Source organism: Anabaenopsis sp. NIES-4685, assembly GCF_059725405.1.
The window spans coordinates 1,643,033-1,669,219 of sequence record NZ_AP043602.1 but is presented as its reverse complement, the minus strand read 5'-3'; the positions used below and the strand labels follow the sequence as shown (position 1 = coordinate 1,669,219).

20 protein-coding genes and 2 pseudogenes are annotated in these 26,187 nt (G+C 43.4%); 8 read left to right on the top strand and 14 right to left on the bottom strand.

Annotated features, from left to right (window positions below; translation table 11 throughout):
* Positions 1-16 precede the first annotated feature (16 nt).
* Positions 17-2,515, top strand: a complete 2,499-nt coding sequence (gene recG / locus AC6IZ0_RS07315) for an ATP-dependent DNA helicase RecG (protein ID WP_497725615.1) — start codon at positions 17-19, stop codon at positions 2,513-2,515.
* Between the two features lie 444 nt (positions 2,516-2,959).
* Positions 2,960-3,754, top strand: coding sequence for an LmeA family phospholipid-binding protein (locus tag AC6IZ0_RS07310; RefSeq protein WP_497725613.1), 795 nt, complete (start codon positions 2,960-2,962; stop codon positions 3,752-3,754).
* A gap of 79 nt (positions 3,755-3,833) precedes the next feature.
* Here the strand turns inward: AC6IZ0_RS07310 and AC6IZ0_RS07305 are convergent.
* The 5 genes and pseudogenes from AC6IZ0_RS07305 to AC6IZ0_RS07285 all read right to left on the bottom strand — a co-directional run bounded on the left by AC6IZ0_RS07305 (position 3,834) and on the right by AC6IZ0_RS07285 (position 10,479).
* Positions 3,834-5,212 (bottom strand): annotated as a pseudogene (locus tag AC6IZ0_RS07305) (UDP-glucose dehydrogenase family protein).
* Between the two features lie 157 nt (positions 5,213-5,369).
* Positions 5,370-6,306 (bottom strand): annotated as a pseudogene (locus tag AC6IZ0_RS07300) (UDP-glucuronic acid decarboxylase family protein).
* A 351-nt stretch (positions 6,307-6,657) separates the two neighbouring features.
* Complete coding sequence (locus tag AC6IZ0_RS07295; protein WP_497725612.1) at positions 6,658-8,877, bottom strand: cation:proton antiporter domain-containing protein; 2,220 nt, start codon at positions 8,875-8,877, stop codon at positions 6,658-6,660.
* 742 nt (positions 8,878-9,619) lie between these two features.
* Positions 9,620-10,276, bottom strand: coding sequence for an HAS-barrel domain-containing protein (locus AC6IZ0_RS07290; RefSeq protein WP_271733132.1), 657 nt, complete (start codon positions 10,274-10,276; stop codon positions 9,620-9,622).
* 17 nt (positions 10,277-10,293) lie between these two features.
* Complete coding sequence (locus AC6IZ0_RS07285) at positions 10,294-10,479, bottom strand: NAD(P)H dehydrogenase subunit NdhS (protein WP_497726017.1); 186 nt, start codon at positions 10,477-10,479, stop codon at positions 10,294-10,296.
* A 320-nt stretch (positions 10,480-10,799) separates the two neighbouring features.
* On the opposite strand from AC6IZ0_RS07285, the gene AC6IZ0_RS07280 reads away from it, so the two are divergent.
* Together AC6IZ0_RS07280 and AC6IZ0_RS07275 are read left to right on the top strand one after the other, a co-directional pair.
* Complete coding sequence (locus tag AC6IZ0_RS07280) at positions 10,800-11,714, top strand: alpha/beta fold hydrolase (protein ID WP_271733130.1); 915 nt, start codon at positions 10,800-10,802, stop codon at positions 11,712-11,714.
* Positions 11,715-12,339: 625 nt separating this feature from the next.
* Positions 12,340-13,338 (top strand): serine/threonine protein kinase, encoded by a 999-nt coding sequence (locus tag AC6IZ0_RS07275; protein ID WP_497725611.1) that lies wholly within the window; start codon positions 12,340-12,342, stop codon positions 13,336-13,338.
* Here AC6IZ0_RS07275 and rimM read toward each other — a convergent pair.
* The 3 genes from rimM to AC6IZ0_RS07260 all read right to left on the bottom strand — a co-directional run bounded on the left by rimM (position 13,328) and on the right by AC6IZ0_RS07260 (position 15,931).
* Positions 13,328-13,954: a ribosome maturation factor RimM gene (gene rimM, locus AC6IZ0_RS07270; RefSeq protein ID WP_497725609.1), complete on the bottom strand. Its 627-nt coding sequence runs from the start codon at positions 13,952-13,954 to the stop codon at positions 13,328-13,330. The genes AC6IZ0_RS07275 and rimM overlap by 11 nt on opposite strands.
* Before the next feature lie 3 nt (positions 13,955-13,957).
* The gene (locus AC6IZ0_RS07265) at positions 13,958-15,241 is read right to left on the bottom strand and encodes a valine--pyruvate transaminase (protein ID WP_497725608.1); all 1,284 of its coding nucleotides are present in this window, start codon (positions 15,239-15,241) and stop codon (positions 13,958-13,960) included.
* Positions 15,242-15,433: 192 nt separating this feature from the next.
* Positions 15,434-15,931 (bottom strand): hypothetical protein, encoded by a 498-nt coding sequence (locus AC6IZ0_RS07260; protein ID WP_497725607.1) that lies wholly within the window; start codon positions 15,929-15,931, stop codon positions 15,434-15,436.
* A gap of 167 nt (positions 15,932-16,098) precedes the next feature.
* On the opposite strand from AC6IZ0_RS07260, the gene AC6IZ0_RS07255 reads away from it, so the two are divergent.
* Positions 16,099-17,901, top strand: coding sequence for a protein kinase domain-containing protein (locus tag AC6IZ0_RS07255; protein WP_497725605.1), 1,803 nt, complete (start codon positions 16,099-16,101; stop codon positions 17,899-17,901).
* Positions 17,902-17,958: 57 nt separating this feature from the next.
* Here AC6IZ0_RS07255 and AC6IZ0_RS07250 read toward each other — a convergent pair whose 3' ends face one another.
* The 5 genes from AC6IZ0_RS07250 to AC6IZ0_RS07230 form a co-directional block, all read right to left on the bottom strand.
* Complete coding sequence (locus AC6IZ0_RS07250; protein WP_497725604.1) at positions 17,959-18,624, bottom strand: heterocyst differentiation related protein; 666 nt, start codon at positions 18,622-18,624, stop codon at positions 17,959-17,961.
* 199 nt (positions 18,625-18,823) lie between these two features.
* Entirely contained in the window at positions 18,824-19,666 is an 843-nt protein-coding gene (gene trpA / locus AC6IZ0_RS07245; protein WP_271734072.1) for a tryptophan synthase subunit alpha, read from the bottom strand.
* Between the two features lie 58 nt (positions 19,667-19,724).
* A complete protein-coding gene (locus tag AC6IZ0_RS07240) occupies positions 19,725-20,036 on the bottom strand; it encodes a DUF3007 family protein (protein WP_271763921.1) in 312 nt (103 codons plus the stop codon).
* A gap of 23 nt (positions 20,037-20,059) precedes the next feature.
* On the bottom strand, positions 20,060-20,293 hold the full coding sequence (gene ndhL, locus AC6IZ0_RS07235) for an NAD(P)H-quinone oxidoreductase subunit L (RefSeq protein WP_271734074.1): 234 nt from the start codon (positions 20,291-20,293) through the stop codon (positions 20,060-20,062).
* Between the two features lie 1,012 nt (positions 20,294-21,305).
* A complete protein-coding gene (locus AC6IZ0_RS07230; protein ID WP_497725602.1) occupies positions 21,306-22,217 on the bottom strand; it encodes a lysylphosphatidylglycerol synthase domain-containing protein in 912 nt (303 codons plus the stop codon).
* Between the two features lie 321 nt (positions 22,218-22,538).
* On the opposite strand from AC6IZ0_RS07230, the gene AC6IZ0_RS07225 reads away from it, so the two are divergent.
* On the top strand, positions 22,539-23,105 hold the full coding sequence (locus tag AC6IZ0_RS07225; RefSeq protein WP_497725601.1) for a DUF6658 family protein: 567 nt from the start codon (positions 22,539-22,541) through the stop codon (positions 23,103-23,105).
* 29 nt (positions 23,106-23,134) lie between these two features.
* Entirely contained in the window at positions 23,135-23,743 is a 609-nt protein-coding gene (locus AC6IZ0_RS07220) for a hypothetical protein (protein WP_271734260.1), read from the top strand.
* A 12-nt stretch (positions 23,744-23,755) separates the two neighbouring features.
* Here AC6IZ0_RS07220 and larC read toward each other — a convergent pair whose 3' ends face one another.
* Entirely contained in the window at positions 23,756-25,012 is a 1,257-nt protein-coding gene (gene larC, locus AC6IZ0_RS07215; protein ID WP_271734259.1) for a nickel pincer cofactor biosynthesis protein LarC, read from the bottom strand.
* A 167-nt stretch (positions 25,013-25,179) separates the two neighbouring features.
* Here larC and AC6IZ0_RS07210 point away from each other — a divergent pair, with 167 nt between their 5' ends.
* Positions 25,180-25,830: an L-threonylcarbamoyladenylate synthase gene (locus AC6IZ0_RS07210; protein ID WP_271734258.1), complete on the top strand. Its 651-nt coding sequence runs from the start codon at positions 25,180-25,182 to the stop codon at positions 25,828-25,830.
* The last annotated feature ends 357 nt before the right edge of the window (positions 25,831-26,187 follow it).

Below are 26,187 nucleotides of genomic sequence, written 5' to 3'. Positions count from 1 at the left end.
CCATGACCAGTGACCAATGACCAATGACCAACCAGATTGGGTAAGATTGCAGAAAGCCTTGGCAATAGAAGCAGACCAGGGCTTTACAGACTTGATGGGCAAACAATACCGCTTCAGTGAATTTCTGTGCTTGACTTTTGGGAAATTCCCCGCAGTTTCGCCATCTACGGAACAAACTACCACCCTATCGCGATCAGAACGTAGCCGTTGGGAAGAACTAGCGGCGAGGTTTGCTAATTATCCCCATCTGGACTTAGAGGAAAGACAGCACTTAGTGGCTGAAACTCGCCGGTATCTCTACCAACTACAGCAAGAACCAAAGGAAACTACCACACAGCCACAGCAGAAATACCAAAGCCAAAATCCTCAACCTAAAACCCCAATTGTAGCAGAGGTGTCTCGGCGGTTAGCGCCTAAGATTGACCAAAAACTCAGTGATTTACCAGAAATAGGCATCCGCAATGCTGAAAAATTGGCAGCCCTGAATTTGTACACGGTGCGTGATTTACTTTACTACTATCCCCGTGACCACATTGACTATGGTCGTCAGGTGAATATCCGAGACTTACAGGGGGGTGAAACAGTCACCATAATTGCCAGCGTCAAGCGTTGTAACTGTTTTACTAGCCCCAAAAATAAGAAATTATCCATTTTAGAATTAGTCCTCAAGGATCAGACAGGCGAAATTAAAATTAGTCGCTTTGCTGCTGGTGCGCGTTTTGCTAGTCGCGGTTGGCAAGAAGGTTTAAAACGCCGCTACCCTGTGGGTAGTATTTTGGCGGCTTGCGGGTTGGTGAAGGAAAGTAAATATGGTTTGACTCTGGATAACCCAGAACTGGAAGTATTAGCACATCCTGGGGATACCATTGATTCTCTTACTATTGGTCGGGTAGTGCCCATTTATCCTCTTACTGAGGGTGTGGTGGCCAATACTGTCAGACAGGCGGTTAGGGCTGCTTTGCCTGCTGTGGTTAATCTGAAAGACCCTTTACCTAAGGGGTTACGGGAAAAGTATGGTTTAATGGAGTTGAAGGATGCGATCGCTAATATCCATTTTCCTGATGAGAGTGCCAGTTTACAAGTTGCCCGTCGTCGTCTAGTTTTTGATGAATTTTTCTACCTGCAACTGGGCTTACTACAACGTCAGCAGCAAGCTAAGGCTATCCAAACTAGTGCTATTATCGCCCCTAAAGGTCAGCTAATTGAGAAGTTCTCGGAAATTTTGCCTTTTCAACTCACAGGGGCGCAGCAACGGGTAATTAATGATATTCTCAAGGATTTACAACAATCCACACCCATGAATCGTTTAGTACAGGGGGATGTGGGTTCGGGTAAAACTGTGGTGGCGGTAATTGCTATCTTGGCGGCGATTCAGTCTGGCTATCAAGCTGCGTTAATGGCTCCTACGGAGGTTTTAGCAGAACAGCATTATCGTAAGTTAGTTAGCTGGTTTAACTTGTTGCATTTACCAGTAGAATTACTCACAGGTTCCACTAAAATTCCTAAACGCCGGGAAATTCACTCGCAGCTAGGAACCGGTGAATTACCTCTGTTGGTGGGTACTCACGCCTTAATTCAAGATACTGTTAACTTCCAGCACCTGGGGCTGGTGGTAATTGATGAACAGCACCGTTTTGGGGTGAAACAAAGGGCGCTGTTACAGCAAAAAGGTGAGCAACCCCATGTGTTAACTATGACGGCGACCCCCATTCCTCGGACTTTGGCGTTAACTATACATGGGGATATGAATGTTAGTCAGATTGATGAGTTACCACCGGGACGGCAAAAAATTCAGACTACTGTATTAACGGGTCAACAACGCCGCCAAGCTTATGATTTAATCCGCAGGGAAGTTGCCCAAGGAAGACAGGTGTATATAGTTTTACCACTTGTGGAAGAGTCGGAAAAGTTAGATTTGCGTTCGGCGGTGGAGGATCATCAAAAGTTACAGGAAACTGTTTTCCCAGAGTTTCAGGTGGGATTGTTGCATGGTCGCATGAGTGCGGCACAAAAGGAGGCAGCAATTACTAAATTCCGCGATCGACAAACCCAGATTTTAGTTTCTACCACCGTTGTAGAAGTGGGTGTCGATGTCCCTAATGCAACCGTTATGCTCATAGAAAATGCCGAGAGATTTGGCTTGTCACAACTGCACCAATTACGGGGGCGTGTGGGTCGGGGGGCGGCGAAGTCTTTTTGTTTGTTAATGAGTAGTTCTCGCAGTCCTGATGCTCAACAACGGTTAAAGGTGTTGGAACAGTCCCAAGATGGCTTTTTTATCGCGGAGATGGATATGCGGTTACGCGGACCGGGGGAAGTGCTGGGAACTCGTCAATCTGGTGTAGCAGATTTTACTTTAGCCAGCTTGGTGGAAGATGAGGAGGTTTTACTGTTAGCTAGACAAGCTGCGGAGAAGGTAATCGAGATGGATGCAACTTTGGATCGTTGGGTGTTGATGAAAGCTGAGTTGAAGTATCGCTATGAGCGGTTAATGGGTGGGGCGATTTTGACTTAATTTAGCGACTAACCACGCTATCACTATCATTGGGGGGAAATGTTAGGGTTTTCATCCCACTTGATAAAGCCTTTTTCAGGCTCATGAAGTACACACCAATTCCCTATTCCCTATTCCCTGTTCCCTGTTCCCTGTTCCCTCAAACTAAAAAAAATGTACCTCACGAGCATGGTAAATGCTATAGTTTAATTACTAACAGTATAGTTTGAGTGTTTATAAACACAAGGTTTAAGCTATCATCAAAAACACCTTTACAGTTGAAAATCTTCACAAAACTTCTATGATTCTCCCTCCTCTCTTGAGGGGATGAGGTGAGGGTGTGGGGTTCTTCTTTCACCCCTAACAAGATTACCTAACTAAAGGTAGAAACAATGGGGGATCGCTTGCTGTATTGTTCACAATTTGTTACAAAAGTATAAAGAACTTCTAGAGACCCAAAACTTCATGTTCGGCGGACTTACTGGTTTAAAAGATTCTCAAGGTACAGATTGGGGAGAGCGAATGCTTAACACAGTCGCTAGCCAAACGATTCGCCACTTGTTTACCCAAAGCGAGTCAGTAGAAGTCTTTGTACGCTGCTATCCCTCCAGCAAACTCTTGCAAGGTAGTATTGACAGCTTTAAAATGAGCGGTCGCGGGTTGGTGATTCGCAAAGATTTCTTGGTAGAGGAAATGTCCTTTGAAACGGATGCTGTTGCCATTGACTTCGGCGCGGTTATGAGTGGTAAGCTCAAGCTCAGGCAGCCTACTCAAGCGATCGCTCACGTAGTATTATCAGAAGCTGGCATTAACCAAGCCTTCAATGCCAAACTAGTAACACAGCATCTGGTGAACCTTACCATACCCTCCTTGACGGCAATATCTGGCGGTGAACCGGTAACATTCACTAATATTCAAGTAGAACTGTTGGCAGAAAATCGTCTGCGAATGATGGCTAAGGCAGATTTAAATAATGGGGAACTCATACCCCTATGTATGACCATGGCTGTCGCCGTGGAAAGACGGCGACGGATTTCTTTTAAAGACCCTAAAATTGAACTGGATACAGTACCTGTAGCACAACGAGAAGTGTCCCAAGTATTGGGGATAGCATTCGCAGAAATTTTAGATAATATGGTTGACTTAGATCGCTTTGACCTTGATGGTGTAAAAATGCGGCTGAATCGTTTAGAAACTGAAGGTAAAAAGTTAATCTTTAGTGGATATGCAGAAATAGAACGTATACCTCGTAATCCTTAGTTACACCACCGTTAATTAGCTCCCGGACTTCTTTCATAAATTCCCAACCCTTGAGTATCCATACAGAAGTCCGGGATCTCTATCTTCCCACGCCTATATATTGGAAACCAGCCCTCACCATAGTGTCAGGGTCAAGGAAGTTACGACCATCTATAATTACCGCATGGTTCATTAATTGCGCCATTTTAGCATAATCTAGACTACTGAACTGTTGCCATTCAGTCACCAATACTAAAGCGTCGCAGCCATCAGCTAACCTTTCGGCGTCGGTTTCTACTAGTACACCGGTTAAACCATCACGTATACCTGTTTGGGAAACAATGGGGTCATAGGCTTTGACTTTTGCGCCCAGTCGGTTGAGGTGCTCAATGAGGTTGAGTGCTGGAGCGTCGCGCATATCATCTGTATCTGGCTTGAAGGTCAAACCCAAAAGTCCCACAGTTTTACCTTTGAGGATTTTTAAGGCTTGTTGGAGTTTTTCTAAAGCGATTAAGCGTTGGCGTTCATTTACACTAACAGCAGCTTTCATAATTTGGGCTTCGTAGCCATAATCATCAGCAGTGTGAATCAGTGCGGCCACATCTTTGGGGAAGCAGGAACCACCCCAACCAATACCAGCGTTTAAAAACTTGTGACCAATCCGGGAGTCTAGACCTATGCCTTTTGCTACTTGGGTAACATCAGCACCGACGCGATCGCAGATATTAGCAACTTCGTTAATAAAACTGATTTTGGTAGCTAAAAAGGCGTTAGCAGCGTATTTGATCATTTCTGCCGAACTCAGGTCTGTGGTCAGCACCGGCACAGGAGGTAAAGATTTATCTACAGCGTACTGGCGTTCGACAATGGGAATATATAATTCTTGCATTAAAGCGATCGCTCTTTGACTATTACCCCCCAAGACAATGCGATCAGGATTAAAAGTATCATATACTGCCGAACCTTCACGTAAGAACTCTGGATTGCTGACAACATCAAACTCAGGTAATTTCTCCTGGACAGCCAACCCACGGTTGGGTATAAGTGTTTTTTGACGTTCTGCAATACCATCTAAAACAATCATCCGCACCCAGTCACCAGAACCAATGGGTACTGTAGACTTATTGACAATTACCTTATAACCACCGTTGAGATTCGCGCCAATGCTATGAGCGACAGCTTCCACATAACGGGTATCACTTTCACCAGTAGGTAAGGGTGGTGTTCCCACAGCAATAAACAGAATCTCACCATGGGCTACTCCGGCGGCAATATCTGTAGTAAAGTGAATTTTCTCCTCTCGAATAGCAGACTGCATAATTTCCGAGAGTCCCGGTTCAAAAATGGGGACTGTCCCGATTTCATTAACTTAACTTTTTCTTCATTATTATCGACACAAATTACATCATGGCCGATACGGGCCAAGCAAGCGCCCGTCACCAAACCAACGTAACCAGTACCAATTACGCAAACACGCATTGAGTTTAACTCCTCGTTTTTTGGGGTTAGCCTTGAAAAAAATCGTTAAAATATTACATTAATTTCGGAAGCACCGATAATGCAAAATAACGAATAGGAACATATTTAGCCTACAGGCTAATTAAGCACAACAGTAAATACCGCAAAAAGCTGATATTTAAGTACCGTATTTTATCCGCTCGCAGAAATCTGCCACTGTCAGCTTTAACCCCTCTTGCAGCGGGACAGTAGGTGACCAATCTAACAAGGTTTTCGCTTTAGTAATATCAGGTTCGGCGACGACGCGGATCATCAGATGGTAAAGGCTCGTAGTGAATTTCCACATCTGGGTTAACCATATTTTGTATAGTTTGCGCCAATTCTAGAATCGTGTATTCCCCAGGGTTACCCAAATTCACCGGACCAACATAGTCACTATTCATTAAGCGGATAAATCCCTCCACCAAGTCGGAAACATAGCAGAAACTCCGAGTTTGGGAACCATCACCATACACAGTTAAAGGAATACCCCGTAAGGCTTGAACAATAAAATTACTGACTACTCGACCATCGTTTTCTAACATTCTCGGACCATAAGTATTGAAAATCCGCACCACGCGAATATCGACTTTATTTTGTCTGTAGTAATCAAATGTTAAAGTTTCAGCAATGCGTTTGCCTTCGTCGTAACATGAACGAATGCCGATGGGATTAACATTACCCCAATACTCTTCTGTTTGGGGATGAACTTCGGGGTCACCATACACTTCGCTGGTTGAGGCTAAAAAGAATCTGGCCTTAACACGTTTAGCTAGTCCCAACATATTTAATGTCCCCATCACATTAGTTTTTACAGTTTTTACCGGGTTGTACTGGTAATGTACTGGAGAAGCTGGACAGGCTAGATGATATATTTGATCGACTTCTAAGCGAATTGGCTCTGTGATATCATGACGAATCACCTCAAAATATGGATTATTCATCCATTTGAGGATATTACTTTTACGACCTGTATAAAAGTTATCCAAACAAATAACCTCATGGCCTGCTGACATTAATCTGTCAATCAGATGAGAACCAATAAATCCAGCGCCGCCCGTAACCAAAATTCTCATAGTTTTACAGAAAGTTTACAAATATTTGTAGTTACCCTGGAACTGAGGATGAAATCATCCGGTTTCCGTGCGCAAATAAATATCGAACCAACAAATGTAACTTGAAAGAAACATTTTTATACAAGAGCAGTATAAACTGAATTTTGTCAATTTTAAACTTTACTGCTGAATAATTCATAGTATAAAGATAGCAAACAGCCCCATCAGATGGTCTGATTGGTCTGATAATTCATCAAATCTTCAATGATCAAATATCACTCTCTTGCCGCCTTCAATCAACGGTTGAGGACACAATCAAAACATCTGCTCATATCAACTGATTTACCGGAAAAATATAGAGACACCGTTTTTCTATAGGACAGAGGTCGACCGGGAAATCTGGGACTGTAACACTCCCCCTTGACTCTGTTGTGGTGTTCCCAGCATGACAATAGAGCAGGTAAGTTCTCCAGCTAACTGGCTGGTGACATCACTAATAGCTAACCCTCCGGGACTTGTACGATTTCGTATAAAAGGTAATACTACTAAATCATATAATCGTGCTGCCTGTAAAATCGCTTGGGCAGCATTTTCATGAACGATAATTTGAATTTCTGGGGGAATAGGTACAGCTAGTTGAGATATTAATGAGGCTAGGTGCGATCGCCGGTTGGCGATTTTCTCTGATAGCGATAGCGTGGCGTTAGCCATACTGCTGCGGTTATGAGTCCGCCATAACAGACCGCAATTAAAAGCTGGACGAGTGCATACATTCAGTACGGTAACTATGGCGTTCTGATTAGCCTCAGCCAACATCTGGGCAAATTGTACAGGTGGCAATGATGATGCTGTTAAATCTTCTAAGGGTACTAAGATGCGTTGAATTTTCTTTGGCGAGTCCACCAGACGGGTCACTACTACCGGACAATGACATGACCACAGGACATTATCAATTACATTGCCAAATAAACGCGCTCTCAACCCAGTGCGGTTACCCCAACCCATGATGATTAAATTAGCTTTTTGTTCCCGAGCTGCTCTACTAATACCCGAAGCAAAAGCATCATCAATTCTCAGTAATGGTTCTGCTTTTACTCCCAAGAGTCGACTTTGTGCTCTAGCTTTTGCTAATAACCGCTCACTGCGGCGCAGAGCAGTTTCTAAATGCGGTGCATCCATATTACCGGTAGCAGTAGCAATGGCCAATGGTACAATTTTACCTTGAGCTTGATTTGCTAATAATCCTGCCATTTCAATTAAATACTGCTGAGTATGAGGATTACACACAGGTACAACTATGGTCATACAACTGTGTTTTGCTTCTGTTTTCTCTTTAGATAGAGTTGCGGTTGATGTAGGAACGGGGGTAGAGACTAAGGCTACAGTTGTCTGACTGGTTATCCATGAACCTAAGATCGAGGTAACGATCATTAAAACAAGGACACTGTTTAATACTGCTTCTGAGAGCAACCCAGCCCGATATCCCACTAAAGTGGCTGCTAAAGTTATCCCCATCTGAGGTATTGACAATGACCACATAGTCAATATTTCCCCCCAGTTGTAGCCGTAAAGCAGTTTTGTGAATAAAGCTGCTATGAATTTGCTGCTGATTAAACTGACTACAATCACAAGTGTTAATTCCAGGGTGGTAATACTGGTAATTAAGGCAGTTAAATCAATAATTGAGCCAAAATTAATCAAGAAAATGGGAATAAATAAGACACTACCAATAAATATCACCTTTTCTTTAACTGGCCCCTCACCCAAGGCTGCATTCACCGCCAAACCTGCTAAAAAGGCTCCGACAATTGTTTCCACTCCTATCAATTGAGCACCCAGCGCAGCCAGAAATACACTGAGTAACACAAATAAAAACTGATTACCCTCGTCGTCTCTAAATTGGCGGAAAAATTCTTTACCCAGAATGCTTAAACCAACTACAATGAGGATGGTGTAAATACTCAACCAGATCAACAAGCGCATTAGTGACGCCCAGCTGAATAACTCCGGGTCAGGGGTCGCTATACAAACAGCTAATACCAGTACAGCGCTGAGGTTGGTAAAAGTGGCTGCTCCCACGGTGATACTGACAGCTTCATTATTTATCATCCCCAGACGAGTGATCATGGGATATGCCACAAGGGTATAGGAACCTAATAAGGAGCCGATTAAAATCGAGGTGTTCCATTGAAAATCAAAAATCTGTCCTACCAAGATTCCCATGAGTAGGGGAAAACTAAAGGTAAGGATACCAAACCCTAATGAGCGTTGTTTCTGGCGTTGGAAATGCTTCAGTTCCAGTTCTAAACCAGCTACAAACATCAAGTAAAGTAAGGCAATGTCTGATAATGGCTTCATAACCCCTGATTCTGTGTGCAAGAGATTCCACCCTGATGGACCGAGTACTAACCCAGATAAGACTAAGCCGATAAATCCTGGTAGTCTCAATCGCTCAAAGAGGATGGGTATAACTAAGATGACCACCAGCAAAACAGCAAAGGTCACAATTGCTTCCTCGCCGATAACCTGAGTAGTTGGTATGGCTACGCCACGCAAGCTATCGGTGAGCAGAACTTGTGATATTAGTTCCATGGATTTAGACTTTAAGGGGTTACGCCGAATTTGTGATTACCTACCAGGCAATCAACTCAAAATGATTAATTAACGTAAAATCCACCCTGGCGAAAAATTCAAAAAACTAAAAGATTATGGTCTGTCCCTATTGGGACACCATTTGTTATTTCCCTACTTTAATATTACAACTGAAGTGGGTGTTTAATAAAGAAGCTCCCACCGGATTAATTGGCGATTCCTCATACATACCATTCCCTATTCAACCTTGCGGTTAATATTAGTCAGGTATGCAATCCTCATTTTGCCCGTTCCCTATCCCCACCCTACGAGTACTTTAAGGGTGGGGACTTCCACGTAATGTTAACTCCAATGATATCTTTGATACTCCCGACGGCTAGAAGCCGGGGGATTCTTGAAGAGTCCACAAATGAACTTTCAATGGTGATCAAAGACACCCTACTGATTCGGCTTAGGTCTAAACCTAGCTTGATCGCTACTTTTCTTAGAATATTAGCTGCAACCTTCGCAACAAGTCAAGCTATATAATATTCTCGGTCGGTAGCGACTTCAGTCGCTACCGACTCATCCCCATGTCTAAACCCATTGGCTCAGGTCTCGTTTTTTGGTCAACCTGCCTTTACTTGGATTTAGGATTTTTACTACTTAGCTTTTTATATGTGCGCTTTAACGCTGATACTCACTGGATCACATCTTGACCTTTGGTTACATACTTTGGTTTTTTCAAGTCGTTTTAGGTAATCTAAGGATGGATTTGACTTAAAATAAACCTTAATCGATCATAATCGTCTTTTAACAAAATACTGAGAGTACGCCCAGCTTTGATCAGCCACTGTCGGTCAGCTTGGCGTAATTGGTAAACATGGCGGATGGCTGCTGCTGTTAATGACTCTACTGGGGCGCTAGTTAGAGAAAGCAATGTCCGTAAAAAATCTAGTTCTTCGGTGAATTTGATGATGGTTTCTGATTCACACAGATAAACAGCTTGATGAATTTGCGGAGGACGGGGTGGTAAATACTGATATAGGCCTTGGTTTAGCCCTAGAGTCCGGGACGAATGCTTAAACCCCACAATAACCGCCCGAAATTCAGTTTTCAACATGGCAAAAATTTGGGGCTGTTCCTCGCGTAAGTCCTGCAAAGACAACCCCAAGGCCACAGCGCGATGTACGGAATCTATGGGAGTGGTGGTAGCAAGATACACCACAGCATAAATCTGATTGCCTGACTCTTCATCCACGGCACAAACCCAACTACCAAAAGGCGGCATGGCGGGAACACTTAAGTCTTCCGCTTCCAAGCACTGGGCAAGAAATTCAGTAGAACTAGTTTCTATCACCTCCGCAATATGCCGGGGCTGGCGATCGCCTGTGGTAAACTGTGGTAGTGGTAGACGCATCTTAGTTCACTTAAACCTTATCTGCCGGCATTGAGTTCTACGGGTTCCAATTCTGATAAGCGAAAGGTAATTAATTTATCCCAGTTACCACCTTCAAACAGCACAGCTACCTTGCCGTCACTGACACGTTGTACAAGTCCTTCGTAGCGATAATAGGTGTCTGCGGGATTTTTAACCCTAACTATTGATCCAGGCAGAATCATCATGTTTACCCTCGCTGGTTTACTGTTTTTGACAATACATTAACGGGAGATTCCTATTCAACTTAGTGAGAGCGTCACCTTTCCCACTAGCTTGCAAAACCCTCAGTGAAACTTCTCCAGGGGTGGTAACCCCAAAGACTGCCATTTATCGTAGCCGATAGCGTGGCGTTAGCCATAAACCACTCACCAGGCCTTACTTGGCACAATTACCTGTCTAGGCTACCTGATTCTAACATATTCTCAGTGGTTTAGGTGGCGTAGCCATGCTTTCAGGGACAATAATTATATATAACAATACTTGATTAATTTTAATAATGACAATGACCGGAACTACACAGCAGCCATCTATGGCTAACGCCACCCCATCGCCATCAGTCACCTTAGAAAAACTTGTTTGGACTTGGCGAGGTCACAAAATTCAATACACCCTCATGGGTACGGGCCGCCCTTTGGTACTGGTTCACGGCTTTGGTGCTTCCATTGGACACTGGCGGAAAAATATCCCGGTTTTAGCTGACGCAGGCTATCGGGTTTTTGCTCTAGATCTTTTGGGTTTTGGTGGTTCTGATAAGGCGATAATCAACTACAGTGTAGAAGTCTGGGTAGAACTACTGAAAGATTTTTGGGAAGCACATATCCAAGAACCTGCTGTATTTATCGGTAACTCTATTGGTGCGCTTTTAAGCTTGATAGTGCTGGCAGAACATCCAGAAATTACGGCGGGTGGTGTTTTAATTAACTCTGCTGGTGGTTTGAGTCATCGTCCCCATGAGTTGAATCCACCTTTGCGCATAGTAATGGCAGCTTTTAATAAATTCGTGCGATCGCCGATCACAGGTAAATTTGTTTATAACCGCATTCGTCAAAAATCCCAAATTCGTCGCACCCTATACCAAGTTTACCGCCACAGGGAAGCTGTAACAGATGAATTAGTAGATATTCTTTATACTCCATCTTGTGACCCAGGGGCGCAAGAAGTTTTCGCCTCCATCCTCACAGCCCCACCTGGTCCTAGTCCAGAGGAACTATTGCCCAACATCCAACGTCCTTTATTAGTAATTTGGGGTGCTGATGATCCTTGGACACCAATTACCGGGGCGAAGATTTATGAACAAGCGCGTGAGAATGGCAAAGAGATCAAAATTATGCCCATTCCTAACGCCGGTCATTGTCCCCACGATGAAGTTCCAGACATTGTTAACGCCCACATTGTCGCTTGGTTGGCGCAAAATTAATAGTTGAGCTATACAGACGCCCAAAAGGCGTCTAGCCGGTGAATAGATGCACAAACTATCTTCTAGTGTGGGTAAGGTGACAAAACTGCGTCAACACCTCTTAGAGGATGTTTGATAAGTCATGATTAGTGTATCAAATATTGTTTTACCCCACCCTAACCCTCCCCTTGTAAGGCTATTCATTACCCACATTTTTCTTAACAATCTTGAAACATTTATGTGGCAACGGTTTCAACGATTGAAAATTTCCCTACTCTTGACAAAATGTACCTTATTCTTCTTGATAAAACCCTTATTTTATTGAGAATCATCAACGGAGGATTAAGGTTTGGGGGTTTGTGAGCGATCGCTCTCACGAATGTTAAGAAAGATCCGGGTAATGGATAGCCTTGTAAGGGGAGGGGATTGGATTTGATTGTTTCGGTTCCCCATTCCCCAATCCTTCCGGTGTTCGGTGTGTTCCCCAATCCTTCCGGTGTTCCCTGTTCCCTGTTCCGGTGTTCCCTGTTCCCTAAGATAAAAATTACCTGTTTAATACTTTCCAAACATCCTCTTATTTTTTCTATGGCTTACGCAAGCAGTAGCTGTCGCCCCTTGAGCAAATCAGACGTAGATGGTGTGTGTAATGGAGCTTGATGTACACAATGCAGAAGCAATTCCCCTCACTCATAGTCCTGATTTTTCTCAGCTAGGCTATGAAGTGATCAGAGAACTAGGACGGAACCAGATAGAGGGGCGCATTACTTACCAGGCTCAGGTCTGTAAGTCTCATCAACAGGTGGTAATTAAACAGTTCAGTTTTGCCCATACGAATGCTGACTGGTCAGGTTTAAAAACTTACGAACGGGAAATAGAAATTCTGCAACAACTTGATCATCCTCGTATCCCGCGCTATATAGACTCTTGTGCCACCTCCGATCATTTTTATCTGGTACAGGAGTATAAAAATGCTCCATCTTTGGGGTTAAGACGCAGCTTTCAGCCGGAAGAAGTCAAACAAATAGCCCTATCGGTTTTAGAGATTTTAGTTTATTTGCAGACAAGACCCAACCCAATTATTCATCGGGATATCAAACCAGAAAACATCTTAGTTGATGAGGATCTCAACGCTTACCTAGTGGATTTTGACTTAGCTTGGTTACAGGAGGTGAAAATGCCTCTCACTAGCATTGCTTCTGGAACGCCTGGTTTCATGCCTCCAGAGGAGCAACTTGGTCATCCCCTCACCCAAGCTACAGACCTGTACAGTTTAGGGATAACATTGATTTGCTTACTCAGTGGTACTAGTTCTCTTGAGATTTGTCAATTGATAGACAAGCAGTATGGGTTTAATTGCCGGGAAATACTTCCCCAATTACATCCGCGTTTTCAATCGTGGTTAATGAAACTGGTGAAATTTCAGGGTAGATATCGCTATGCTAGTGCATCTCTGGCTTTAAAAGCACTGCAAGAAATTCCAGTTATTTGTGCTGATCATCATATCGACACTTTGACCAGGTCAATCAAACTCAGACAAAAAACCGCTCTGCTATGCCTAGGGATCACAGGCATACTAGCAGTAGCGACAACAACCTTGATACTTTCCCACAAAATTGAGGTAGCCCAGCAGCTGACTAACGACTAATGGCTAGTTCCAACAAACCAGGAGGGGGAGTAATTTCAATCCGACGGGATGATAAATCTACCACCGGGGCAATCTCTTTCACAAATGGGATCAAAAGAGTCTTAAGTGATTTTTCTGAGGTTACAGGTTCATTTTGCTGATGCATCTCCACTTGTAATAAATCGTTACCGGCAGAAATTACATCTACCACCTCCCCCACAAGTTCCCCTGATTCTTGCATAAAAACCAACATCCCCAATAAATCGGTGACATGATATTCATCTTCACCTAATTGGGGGCGATCGCTTGCGGGTACTAGTAACATATAATCACGCAGAGCCTCTGCTTGGTTACGATTTTCCACACCCGCCAAAGAAATCACACACAAATTTTTACCTTCTACATAACGTCCCGACAACAACTCCACTGGTTGTGGCTCCTCGTCGCCTGGATGCCATAACCAACGTATTCCCGGAACCTCAAACCGTTCTGGAAAATCCGATTGTGGATAAACCCGCAACTCCCCAGACAAGCCTTGAGGTGCGACGATTTTACCAATTTCCAACCATTCATCAAGATTCGGGACTGAGGTAATTTGATTGTTGGCGGTTTTTGCGCCTGGGCTCTTGGTTTTCATAATTTAGGCATTTACTACAGCAGGCTGATACACTTGTGCAGCCACTTGTGCCAAACGTTGCATAGCTATGGCGATTTCCTCATCACTACCTGTTAGACTAATACGTAAACATTGGTGCTTGTGCTGCCATTGTTCCCGCAAACCAGGGAAAAAGCTACTACCTGGAACAACAATTACACCCACTTGCTTGAGTTCCTGGTAAAATTCCCAGTCAGTAATGGGTAGATCCTGGAGCCACAACCAAGCAAATATAGCACCTTCACCGCGATGGAGGAACCAAGGTAAATCTTGGGGCATTGCGGCATCTAGAGTATTTTCTAGCACAGAAAACTTCTTCTGGTAGAAGGGACGAATCACTGCTTCAGCTATTTGGGCTAAAGCACCAGAGTTAATAGCACTAGCGGCTATAGCTTGTCCATACCGTGAGGGATGAATACACAAATTTGTCTGAAAGCACTCTAAGGCTTGAATCATGCTTTCATCGCCAATGGCGATACCGATACGTTCCCCCGGTAATCCCGCCTTGGATAAACTCATGCAATGTAGAATATTCCCACCGAATACGGGTGTCATTTCTGTGAAGTTCAAAGCCGGGAAAGGAGGGGCATAAGCTGAGTCAATTAACACGGGTATATCGTGAGGTGCTGCTAAAGCTGCAATTTTTTTCACTTCATCCTGAGTCAGAACATTACCCGTGGGGTTACAGGGACGAGAGAAGATCACGCAACCGGTACTTTCTGTAATTGACAGTTGGCTGAAATCTGGACGATATTTAAACCTGTGAGCCTCTACATCAATGTCTAAAGTGGGTTTATATGCGATTAAGGCTTCCGGCTCTAAACACACACCGCCATAGCCTGTATAGTCGGGACTGAGGGGCAGAACAATTTGCTTAATATCACCGTTACTTGTGTAACCGCCGAAGGCATTAGCAGCGTAGAAGTAGAGGCTTTGACTACCGGGTGTAATTAAAATATTGCGATCGCTTAAGTTTAAACCATATCGGTTGTTAAAGTCATGGGCGATCGCTTCAATTAACGGTGCATAGCCTTGACTCGAACCGTAACGACACACCACTTCCCCATATTCGGAACTAGCTAATAATTCAGCCGTGCAGTCTCGCCATAACTGTTCTACCTCCGGCAAAATCAAAGGGTTACCAGCGCTCAAATTAATAAATTCTTGCCCCGCCCCGGCTTTCAAAGTTTCGATAATATCTTTCATAATTGCTCTAACGCCAGTTAGGTTAGACATTTGAGCGCCAATTTTTGTGAGGGCAGGATTCATAAGCTTTGTAAAAATATGGATGAGGTAGAAATGGACAAAATTATTAAGTTCTATGATGGCATCAGGTTTGCCACCTGTAACTAATGTAGCAATCTCAAGGGAAAAAGTAATTTGGAAATTTTATGGTTAATTTACATGAAAGTGAAAAAAACTTCCTCTCACCAATTGCCCATCAACACCAAAATTACCCACCTACCGACTGTCATCACCTGGTAAATTAGCAAATACCTGGGAAACTAAATCCCTAGTCTTATCTTCCAAGCGCTGCCAATCCACCTCCCCCGCATCATCAATTAAACTAGGATCAATATTTGCCCCTGCATTGGCAGCAGTGTAATTTATAAAACACACTTGATAACAAATTTCCCATAAATCTATACTCACCTGATGCTGTTGACGCTGCAAAAGTAAATGATATCCTGGATGAGGCATTGGTAGATCAGTAAGAGTAGCGCGAATTTCTTCTGTCTTTTCTACGGTGGCATTTTCCATTTCTTGCAACAACTGAGTTACCAAAGCCTTAATTTCATCAGTAGTGTTGGCGGGCCAAATCAGGACATCCTGGTAAGTCCCTTTCCAAGTAGACGCGTCAAGACCCTTGCGAATATTATCCACAACACGAATAAAAGCAGGTTGCATCAGGAGTTCAGCCTGCTGCCATGTGACTGGGTTAGTAATTTTAGGAGGCATTGCTAGTAAACGGGAACAGTAAATGCTAAACAAACAGTCTAAGTTTATTAAAAAACTAAATTTTTTAGTTTAAATCTTCATCCCAAAATAGCGGATTTGATCCCTATAATTTTTCATGAAATCAAAAATTAACGAATCTCATTAAGTAATAACTCTGAGGGTAAAATATGATCGGTAAGCTGTTAGACCATCGTTACCAAGTCATTCAAGTCCTCGCTCAAGGGGGATTTGGTCAAACCTATATAGCCCAAGATACCAAGCGACCGGGCAACCCTATCTGTGTTGTTAAGCACCTCACGCCCTTAACCTCCGACCCCAGAGCTTTTGAGACAGCCCAGCGTTTATTTAACAGCGAAGCGGAAACCTTGGAAAATCTAGGTTATCATGACCAAATACCCCGGCTACTGGCTTACTTTCATGAAAACCAAGAATTTTACCTAGTACAAGAATTTATTGCCGGACAGACCCTAGGGGCGGAACTCATACCCGGTCAGCCTTGGAGTGAAAGCCGAGTCATGGAACTGTTGCTAGGAGTCCTGGAAATCCTCCAATTTGTTCACCAAAAAGGCGTAATTCACCGTGATATTAAACCAGACAACATTATCCGCCGCGCCTGTGACCAGAAATTAGTTTTAGTAGATTTTGGGGCAGTCAAGCAGCTAAGATTACCAATGGCCAGTGTTGGGGGAAAAAGTACTGCTACAGTTGCCGTGGGGACTCCTGGCTATATGCCTACGGAACAAGGGCAAGGTAAACCCCGCCCTAATAGTGATATTTATTCACTAGGGATTATTGCGATTCAAGCCCTTACAGGACTACCAGCCCTGGAATTAGAAGAAAACCCCAATACAGGGGAATTGCTATGGCAGCATTTAGCAACCGTCAACTACCGGTTGGCGGCAGTGCTGACGAAAATGGTACATTATCACTTCAAAGACCGTTACCAAAGCGCAACAGAAGCATTGCAAGCTTGTCATAAAATTCATCCAGTATTTACACCCGCCACACCTCCAGAATCTTCTCACCATCATCACCATCAACCCACTCAATCTTTATCCCCAGTATCCCCAGAAAAAACTATTGCAGTAGCGCCGGCGAATTTTGTTACTGTCAAACCAAGTAGTCAAAAATCTGACAAAATAGACCCTTGGCCGTTCTTGATTGGTTTATTTTTAGCAGGTGGGGCGGCGGCTTTAGTCACAAATGTATATCCTAATGTGCGGAAATTAGCGGATAATACTATCAGAAACAACTGCTCGGCTGTGGTTGCTGGTAATTCCAATATTCGTTCTCAACCTAGCTCCATTAATTCTGATATTTTGCAAAAAACCAGCACCCATAAGGAGTTTGAGGTTACAGGCAAGCAGACAAAACTAGGTTGGGTACAAGTTAAATTGAATTCTGGTCATTTGGGTTGGGCTCATGTAGATGTCATTACCAATCATCAGGAGTGGGTTTCTTGTCTGGCAGATCAAGGTATTGCTATTAACACAGTAGATGATAGTAATTTGATTGGATCTTCACCAGTTCCTCAGCCCCAACCAGCACAGACATTCAATCAGTCACCGTCTACCAATGATCCTCATGAGTCTGAATCAGGAGATTTACAAGGCTCCCCCGCTTTGGGTCGGTCTATTCCTGGTATGGCTACGCCAGGTAAGCTATCGCCTTCTTCTGCCCATGACTACGCCACGCAAGCTATGAAACAGACAGTAACTATGATTCATCAGTGGCAAAAAGACTGGGCTAAGGCCGAGGCGCTATTTAATGATATCAATAGAGCTATAGAAGACGGTGAATGGGACAAAGTTTTAGATTATAAAAATAATCCCGAAAAGTTGCCAGATACCCAATACTGGCGCGACAAAATACAATCGTTATTTGAACAGGCAGACGAAAATCTGACAAAAGAGACATCACCGAAATTAGATCATCAGCAAAGCAAAAAAGTCACTCCTTTACCAAGGTAAGGGAGTGGGAGCCTGGTCAATAACTAAAATCAATATTCTGATTTGGCTATATTGCTCTTAGTGCATCTGGTCATATTCTCGGGCTTCAAATCCTCTGGACTCCATCCGTGAAGAAGGCAAAAATTCCGCGCGACGTACAGGGGCTAAGGGTGGGGTGGGACCCTGGTAAGGATGTATAACTTGTACTGTACGACCGGGACGCTGGCGTGGTGAAAATAAAGCCAGTACACCAGCGACTACAACACCACCGCCAATGGTGAGAGTTGCGCCTCCTACTACCCAAATGATGGGTGAAGACCACAGGGCTGCTGGAGTTTGAGGCTTTAATGCTTCTGATGTAAGTTTTTGGCTATTTTGTTGAGCTAACTGTACCTGCTCGTTCTGCCAATTTTGGAATTGGAACTGGAGTTGTTGGTTTTGCGCTCTGAGCTGTTCGTTGTCGCTTTTTAAGCGTTCCAACTGCATATTTAGCCGTTCCATTTCCACCCGCTGCTCTGGATTAGCCGGGGAGGGCGGTTGATTGGGTTGGGGATAATATGGATTCACCCCATAGGGGGAATACATCTGGGGTTGGGGCATTAGGGGCGGCGCTATAGTAGCCGGTATCTGGGGAGCAGAAACAGCGAAATTACTTTGTATGGGACTATCTGCCCCCCTGAGCAAGACAAGCGCCGCTAGTCCGGCCACGGCAACACCGCCGATAAATGCCATACTCTCACTCATCGCTTTTGCTCCTCTGTTACTCGTGACTGACTCACTCTCACACTGATCATAATTCGCCTACTCAACTTTACATAATACTCAACTATAAGCGACCGGACTAGCTAGTTTTTTTACAGCTTATTTGTGCTGTTAATATTCAAAACTATATTGGCTCAATTGTCCACAAAGTCACTTTCACAAAGTTATGGTTCCATTAGTTTTAACCAACTTTGTCTTCTGGCGCTTGAGTATTTGTGATGTTATCGCTTGTTTTGATCGCAGCCTTGAGATGCTGACAAAATTGGGCGATCGCATTTAGTCCCTGTTCTGGTGTACCTTCTGCTAAACGTTTGACAAATGCACTACCCACAATTGCCGCATCTGCTCCCCATTCTCTGACTTGACGGGCTTGTGCAGCTTCAGAAATGCCAAATCCCACCCCGATGGGTTTATCTGTAACCTCACGTATTTGTTGGAGTAACTCTGATACTCGTGACTCCATTTGAGTTCGCATCCCGGTAACACCAGTGACACTGACCAAATAAATAAATCCTTGGGAAGAGCGAGCAATGGCTTTGATTCTGGCGGGGGAACTGGTAGGAGCCACCAACAAAGTTAAGTCAATACCCATTTCACTTGCTGGTTGCAGCAATTCTGCTGCTGACTCTAAAGGTAAATCGGGGACTACTAATCCTGAAACCCCTGCGGCCGCAATTTGCCCAAGAAACTTGTCAATCCCCCGGTGCAAAATGGGATTGTAGTAACTAAACAGGATAATAGGCGATCGCAAGCCGGGAGTAGTAGCTTGCAACATTTCTAAAACCTGTTCTAACTTTGTCCCTCGTTCCAAGGCGCGGGTAGCAGCCGCTTGAATTACCGGCCCATCTGCTAGAGGATCGGAGTAAGGAATACCGAGTTCAATCATATCGGCTCCGTGACGATCCAGAACTTGCAAAGCTGCGGCTGTCGTTGCTAAGTCTGGGTCTCCAGCAGTAATAAACGGAATCAGAGCGCACTCTCGATTTCGTCCCAAGGTGTTAAAGCAATCAGAAATCGCGGTCATGTGTCCAGAATAATTATGAGTCAGTGGTCAGTTTATAAATAACTGATCAATGATAACTTTACACTTGACTTTGTTCTTCTTGTGCGATTTCTGCCTGAATTTTTGCCAGTTCTTCAGGAGTAAGTTCATCTAGGCGTTTTTGGAGGAAGGCCTGTTCATACTGTTCCCGTTGTTCATGGTAGGTCATTTTATTTCCCACCGCCCGGAATATATAGGAAGCCAACCAGCCGAGCAAGCCACTCACTAGTAAGACTTGGCTCCAGATCCCAGCTTGTGCAGCTTCTAAACCCACTAACTGTAATCCTACGTATCCCAAACCACCAGCAATAAAAACACCCAAGCCAATACCAATAGCATCAATGCGTCGCATGAGAGTTATGACCTAACAATCTGTTAAACTTCAAGCCGGGGACGGGGTCGCAGATTCACAAACGGCGATAAAACTAATAACCCTGGCAAAAAGAAAAACACCATAAAGTACATCACAGTTCGCTCAATGGATCCGGCTACATACCAGCGCTGTTTGAGGTACAGCATCACAGCAATAGGGATTACTAACAGGTAAGCTCCAGCCAAAGCCAGATACAGCAGGGCTACAATCATATATCTTCTCTTGAGGTGGACAATAGCATTAAGTGCATCTATTCCCCATCATAGGCTGAACCCCTCCCCTGAGGAAAGTCTAGCTATTGCAGTTGTCAAGAAGAAATTGTTTGTATATTCTTGACATAGATGCTACAATCATAAAGGCAACAAAAAAGAGCTAGTCCTAAGCTGACTATTTTATAGACAAAACTATACCTATGTTGACAAGCATTGACATAAGTGAGTTAAGAAAATCGCCCACTTGATATATAATCCGACGATATCAAGTATTGAATTAAGACTATTGCCAACGCGAAAACCAAGCAATGATAGCGGTAGTCTTTCTTGTAAATCTTAACTTGAGAAATATCGCGTCTGGCTAAGGCGTGCAAGTCTACTAAGGGATAACCGCTCCCATGCTCCCGTTGAAGTAGAAAGTAAAGTCTAGCTTTGTCTAGGTTTTATATAGCAGTTGAAGTTAAGCACAATTGTAGATACTCAATCCCAGAAAACTAGGAAGCAAAACCATAAACTACCAAATCTGGAAAAAAAATATCAATTGGCTTGTACAAATGACCTACTTGATGCTAATGTAAACTAAGTAGATTGGCTGCATTAAACAAAAGGGCTACCCAACATATATAGATACGGGGGTGTGGCGGAATGGTAGACGCTACGGACTTAGAAAACTGAGCCTTGATAGAGAAATCTTTCAAGTGTAAGCTGTCAAACTCAGGGAAACCTAAATCTGTTCACAGGTATGGCAATCCTGAGCCAAGCCGAAACAAGTGCTGAGTGTTAAAACTCATAACTAATCGGAAGGTGCAGAGACTCGACGGGAGCTACCCTAACGTAAAGCCGAGGGTAAAGGGAGAGTCCAATTCTCAAAGCCGCTGGTTGTCAAAACCCGGCAGTAGTGAAAACTGCGAGAGAATGAAAATCCGTTGACCGTAAAAGGTCGTGTGGGTTCAAGTCCCTCCACCCCCACTAAAAATTTAACGTAGAAGTACACCTGCCTAGTTAAACATGGGCAGGTTTGATTTTTGGCACAATCTTAGGGTATGGGTTTATTTAGGGAGGCTAGGGCTGCACCAGCAGTTTCGGCGATAATACTAACCAGACGATAAAAAGCGATCGCACTAATTATCACAGCAGAAGGAAACCGATGCTGCAAAAGAGCCATGGCTGTCAGTTCAAACACACCCAAGCCGGAAGGTACACCGGGAAGCACAAAACCTAATAACCAAGAAAAGCAAAAAGCACCTAATAATAAAGGTAATTGGCTCAAATGCAATGGAGTCAGGGCAAAAACAGTTAAAACAAACCCAGAACCACGCAAGACTAAAAAACCCAATTCCCCCAACAAAGCCCTAAGGGGATAACGTTTAACTTGCAAAGGAATAGTAAGCTCAGTAGCAGACCTTTTCACCTTGATTTTCTGACAGAAGCAAATCACCGGATTTAAAAATCGGGGATGAACACCAACCAGGACTACAGCCAAACTAAAAAATTGTAATATTTGCACAGAACCGGTAATACGATGAGGGGCAAATTGATTACCGAAGATAATAATCATAATTAAAGCTGCGGCCGCCATTAATAGGGGTTCGAGTAATACGCTTAAAGTAGCAGCACTCACAGGAATCTGAGCATTTTTCGCTGCCATAATTCTGCCATAATGATGCCAGATATTACCAGGTAAATATTTAGCAATATTGGTTTTGAGGTAGACCTGAATAAATTCCACAGGTGGGACTGGTTGATTTAAGTCGTGGAGAATCCAAGTCCATATCCAACCACCCCAAATATGTGCTAGTAAAGTTACCCCTGTGGCTATGCACAGAATTGCCCATGCGACTGCATCAACTTGGATTGTTATCACCTCATACCAATGATCCTTGAGGGCTTTCGCTAAAAAAAATATGGTTACACCGAAAATTAGTCCGCGTAAAATTTGCTTCGTCATTTGCAAGAAATAAAGATATCTTAAATCACCCGAATATAATCAATTGCTGGTATTAATCTCTCTACAGTTAGATCATAGTCTGATTTTGGTAGCAAGTATAATGTTACCTACGCTAGAGGTTAACCGATAGTTTTATTTCTAATCTTGAGTGGGGTTATGAAACATAGATGTTTGTAATCCGGTGAGTAAATGGAAAGCTTAGGAACCATAGATAAACAGGGATGAAATTGATATCTGTTAACCGATAAATGTCAGAATTTGCTGATGCTATCAAATAATCAATTAAATGGGTAACCTATTTTCCTGTAAAAGGAGGATTTGATGGACAATATGATAGCTTTCTGGGAAAAGTTAAAACTACGCCAGTTTGTGATTATCTTTATAGCTGGTCTATTGTTGATAGTTACTACTTCTTGTAGTGGAGCAAATCCTCAAGGATCAAAACCACAAAACCCAGCAGTTCAGGCTGGTGGTGCTAATAATCCTGATAAAGGTGGTGGAGATAAATATACTAAATATAGGATGAGTACAGATACTAAAGCGATTAATTCAGAAGAGAAAAAAGAAATTGATCGAGCTAGTTCACAATCAGATTTACAACTTTTGATAGCCATAAGTAGAGACTCAGAAATACTTTACCCCGGTGCGGATACACCTCAAGGTAGAGTTGAAAAAGAAAAAGAATTGCCTATCATCACTGACAAAAACTTCCAAAGACCTGCGCCTGGTGGTTGGATTCAACGAGAACCGGATATAGGAACTCGCATTCAAGAACGGGTGGAAAGAGTACAAGATTCAGTGAAAGAAGCTTCTGGTTTTTTACAAGAAAAGGTAAAAGAAGCCAATTCTAGACCTGAGTTACCAAAAAATCCAGCAGTCGGTAAGTAGAAACTTAAAAGCATCACAAGAGTAAAGTTATGAAGAAATTCATTAATTGGCTAAAAAATATTAGTCCTGTGAAGATTTTAACAGTCTTTGTGGCAGTAACATTGCTGTTAACGACACAGGCTTGTAATCGTGCGGGGATAGCTCAACAACCACCGCAACCCAGTGGTCAACCGCCTAATGTAGAAAGATACGACCCGACAAAAATTTATAAACTTAACACCCCAGAAGGTGGAATGAATAACTTTAGTGATGTCGATCCTAGAGCCAAAGGGGCTGAAAGAGAAGCAAATGCTAGAGCCGCAGAATTGGCGAGAAAAGCGCGGGAAAACGTTCAAAAAAAGGGTATTGATAGCTCGGAGCAATATATTCGCAATTATCAGGAGGGTACACCTTTAGATGAGCGGGTCAGGCGTTTGGGGGAGGACATTGGTAGTTCTGCAGAGGAATTAGGTAAAGGTGTGATTAAGGGGACTCAGCGCGGAGTAGAAAATATTGAGAAAAGCACTGAACGCACTGCCGAAGACCTGACGACAAATATCCAACGCGGCGCGGAGGACACCGCAAAGAGTGTTCAACGCCAAGGGGAGGATGCAGCGGAGGCAGTGAAAAGGAGAATCAGAGAAATTGAGATAGATTAATACCAGGTAAAACTAGGTGTAATTAACTCCAGATTGATGATGCTGCAAATACCAAGCTTGTAATGCTAATCGTTGAACTTCGCGCCAGGGGATATTATGCTTTCGAGCTAATTGTGCACAATCTTCATATTCTGGCTGGACGTTGGCAATACGCTGATCTTGTCTTGGTCGGTGCCATGCAACTTTAACCCGGACAGTGCCATATTCCAGTTCCACTGATTGAATTTCCCGTTGTAAAATGGCGCGCTGTTGGGTGCTGCGGCGAATTCCTAAAGTAGTGGTTTCGCGAAATAAAACTGCTTCACAAGGGAGTAAATTCTCAGGATGGCAAATGACAGTGAGTAAAATTCCCGGGCGTGACTTTTTCATTCCTATGGGTTGGGTGAACACATCCACTGCACCAACGGTAAACAAGGCTTCAAAGACATAGCCGAGGGCTTGGGGATTTAAGTCATCAATTTGGGTTTCAAGTACGGTGATGGTTTCTAAATCGGCATTGGTATGTTCAAAATTATGGGCGGAATCCCCCAGCCACAGACGTAATATATTAGGGATAGGTAAATTAATCGTTCCTGCTCCCAGTCCTACCTGTTTAATGGTCATTGGTGGCGGTGAACCAAACTCTCTAGTTAGGGTAGTAACGATGGCGGCGCCGGTTGGTGTGACGAGTTCGTGATCAATACCATTACTAAAAACTGGACAACCCCGCATTTCCCACAATTTCAATACTGCTGGTACTGGTACAGCCATTTCACCGTGGGCGGCGCGTACTGTTCCCCCTCCTGTGGGTAAGGCTGAACAGTATAGTAGGGGTAATCCTTGATGATTACTGGAAATCCCTAACCAATCCAAGCCCAAGCAGGTACCGACAATATCGACAATTGCATCTACAGCGCCCACTTCATGGAAATGTACCTTTTCTGGCGCGATCCCATGCACTGCACCCTCAGCTACTGCTAGCTGTCGAAATACTGCCAAACTCCAAGCTTCTACCCGTGATGGCAAGTTAGCTTTGCAGATGATTTTTTCAATTTCTGGGAGGTGGCGGCCGTGATGGTGATGCTTATGTAGTAAATCTACATGAACTTTGGTGGCCTGTTGACCATGGCGTTGCACAAGTTCGGCTGTGAGCTGATAATCCTGGTCAATCCCCAATTTATTGAGTGTTTCACGTAAATATTCTACTGGAACACCCAAACTAACTAAAGCCCCTAGGCACATATCACCAGAAATTCCTGTGGGACATTGAAGATAAGCGACTTTACTCATATAGATAACTTCAACAACTTTATTTTTAGACTTTGCACAATTATTCTGATGTAAATTATGGCCTATTTGAGGCAGGCGCTCATCTATATCGGTGACAATATGTGTAACGCTCAATTTGATATTTTTCCTCGTTGGCACAATTGTCCACCTCTAATTCAAAATTGGCTATGGCAAAAATTTTCGCTGTCCATCCTGATAATCCACAAACTCGACGTATAGAGGAAATAAAGTCAGCGCTCTCTAGTGGCGCAGTGATGCTCTACCCTACAGACACAGTTTATGCTATTGGTTGTGATTTAAATGCCAAGTCGGCAGTAGAACGAGTGCGGCAAATTAAACAGCTAGCCAATGATAAACCACTGACATTTTTGTGTCCTTCATTATCAAATGTGGCAACTTATGCGTTTGTCAGTGATACAGCCTATCGGATTATGAAGCGCTTGATACCTGGTACTTACACGTTTTTACTACCTGCTACCAAGTTAGTACCCCGACTAGTACAAAGTCCTAAGCGAAAAACTACTGGGATTCGTGTACCAGACCATCCGGTATGCTTGGCATTGCTAGCAGCATTGGAAAATCCGATTATTTCCACTTCGGCACATTTACCGCCAGATGATGAACCTGTAGACCTAGATTTACAACCTAGACTATCGCGGATGGAACTGTTTGACCGTTTGGATAATTTAGTAGATTTAATTATAGACACGGGGGAGGAATCAACTTATGAAGTGTCTACGATTTTGGACTTAACGGGAGACGAACCAATGATCACAAGGCAGGGGTTAGGTTGGGAAGCAGCAGCAGCTTGGGTATAACAAACAAACTACACAGGTTTATCTTTTAGTTTCTCCAGAAATGTCATAGAAAAACTCAAGTTTTGAGAGTGACATACTTACATTATCTGGCAGTGGTTAAAACACAATGGCAATAAATGTAGAGATAGCAAGTCTTTTAACCACATTTGAGGCGTGGTAAATATCTATGTGTCATATCTAACCTGCTGGTTGATATATAGTATTTGCCGTTCTCATAGTTAGCCTGACATCTGTGGTTGATTAACTCTTGCGTGTACTTCACTGAGGCGAGAACATCTATAAGAAGTAACACACTATTTTCCGTGTAAATTTTTCAATTGCCTACAGTCTTGTATCTGAGCAGTGCTTGCAGTGGGT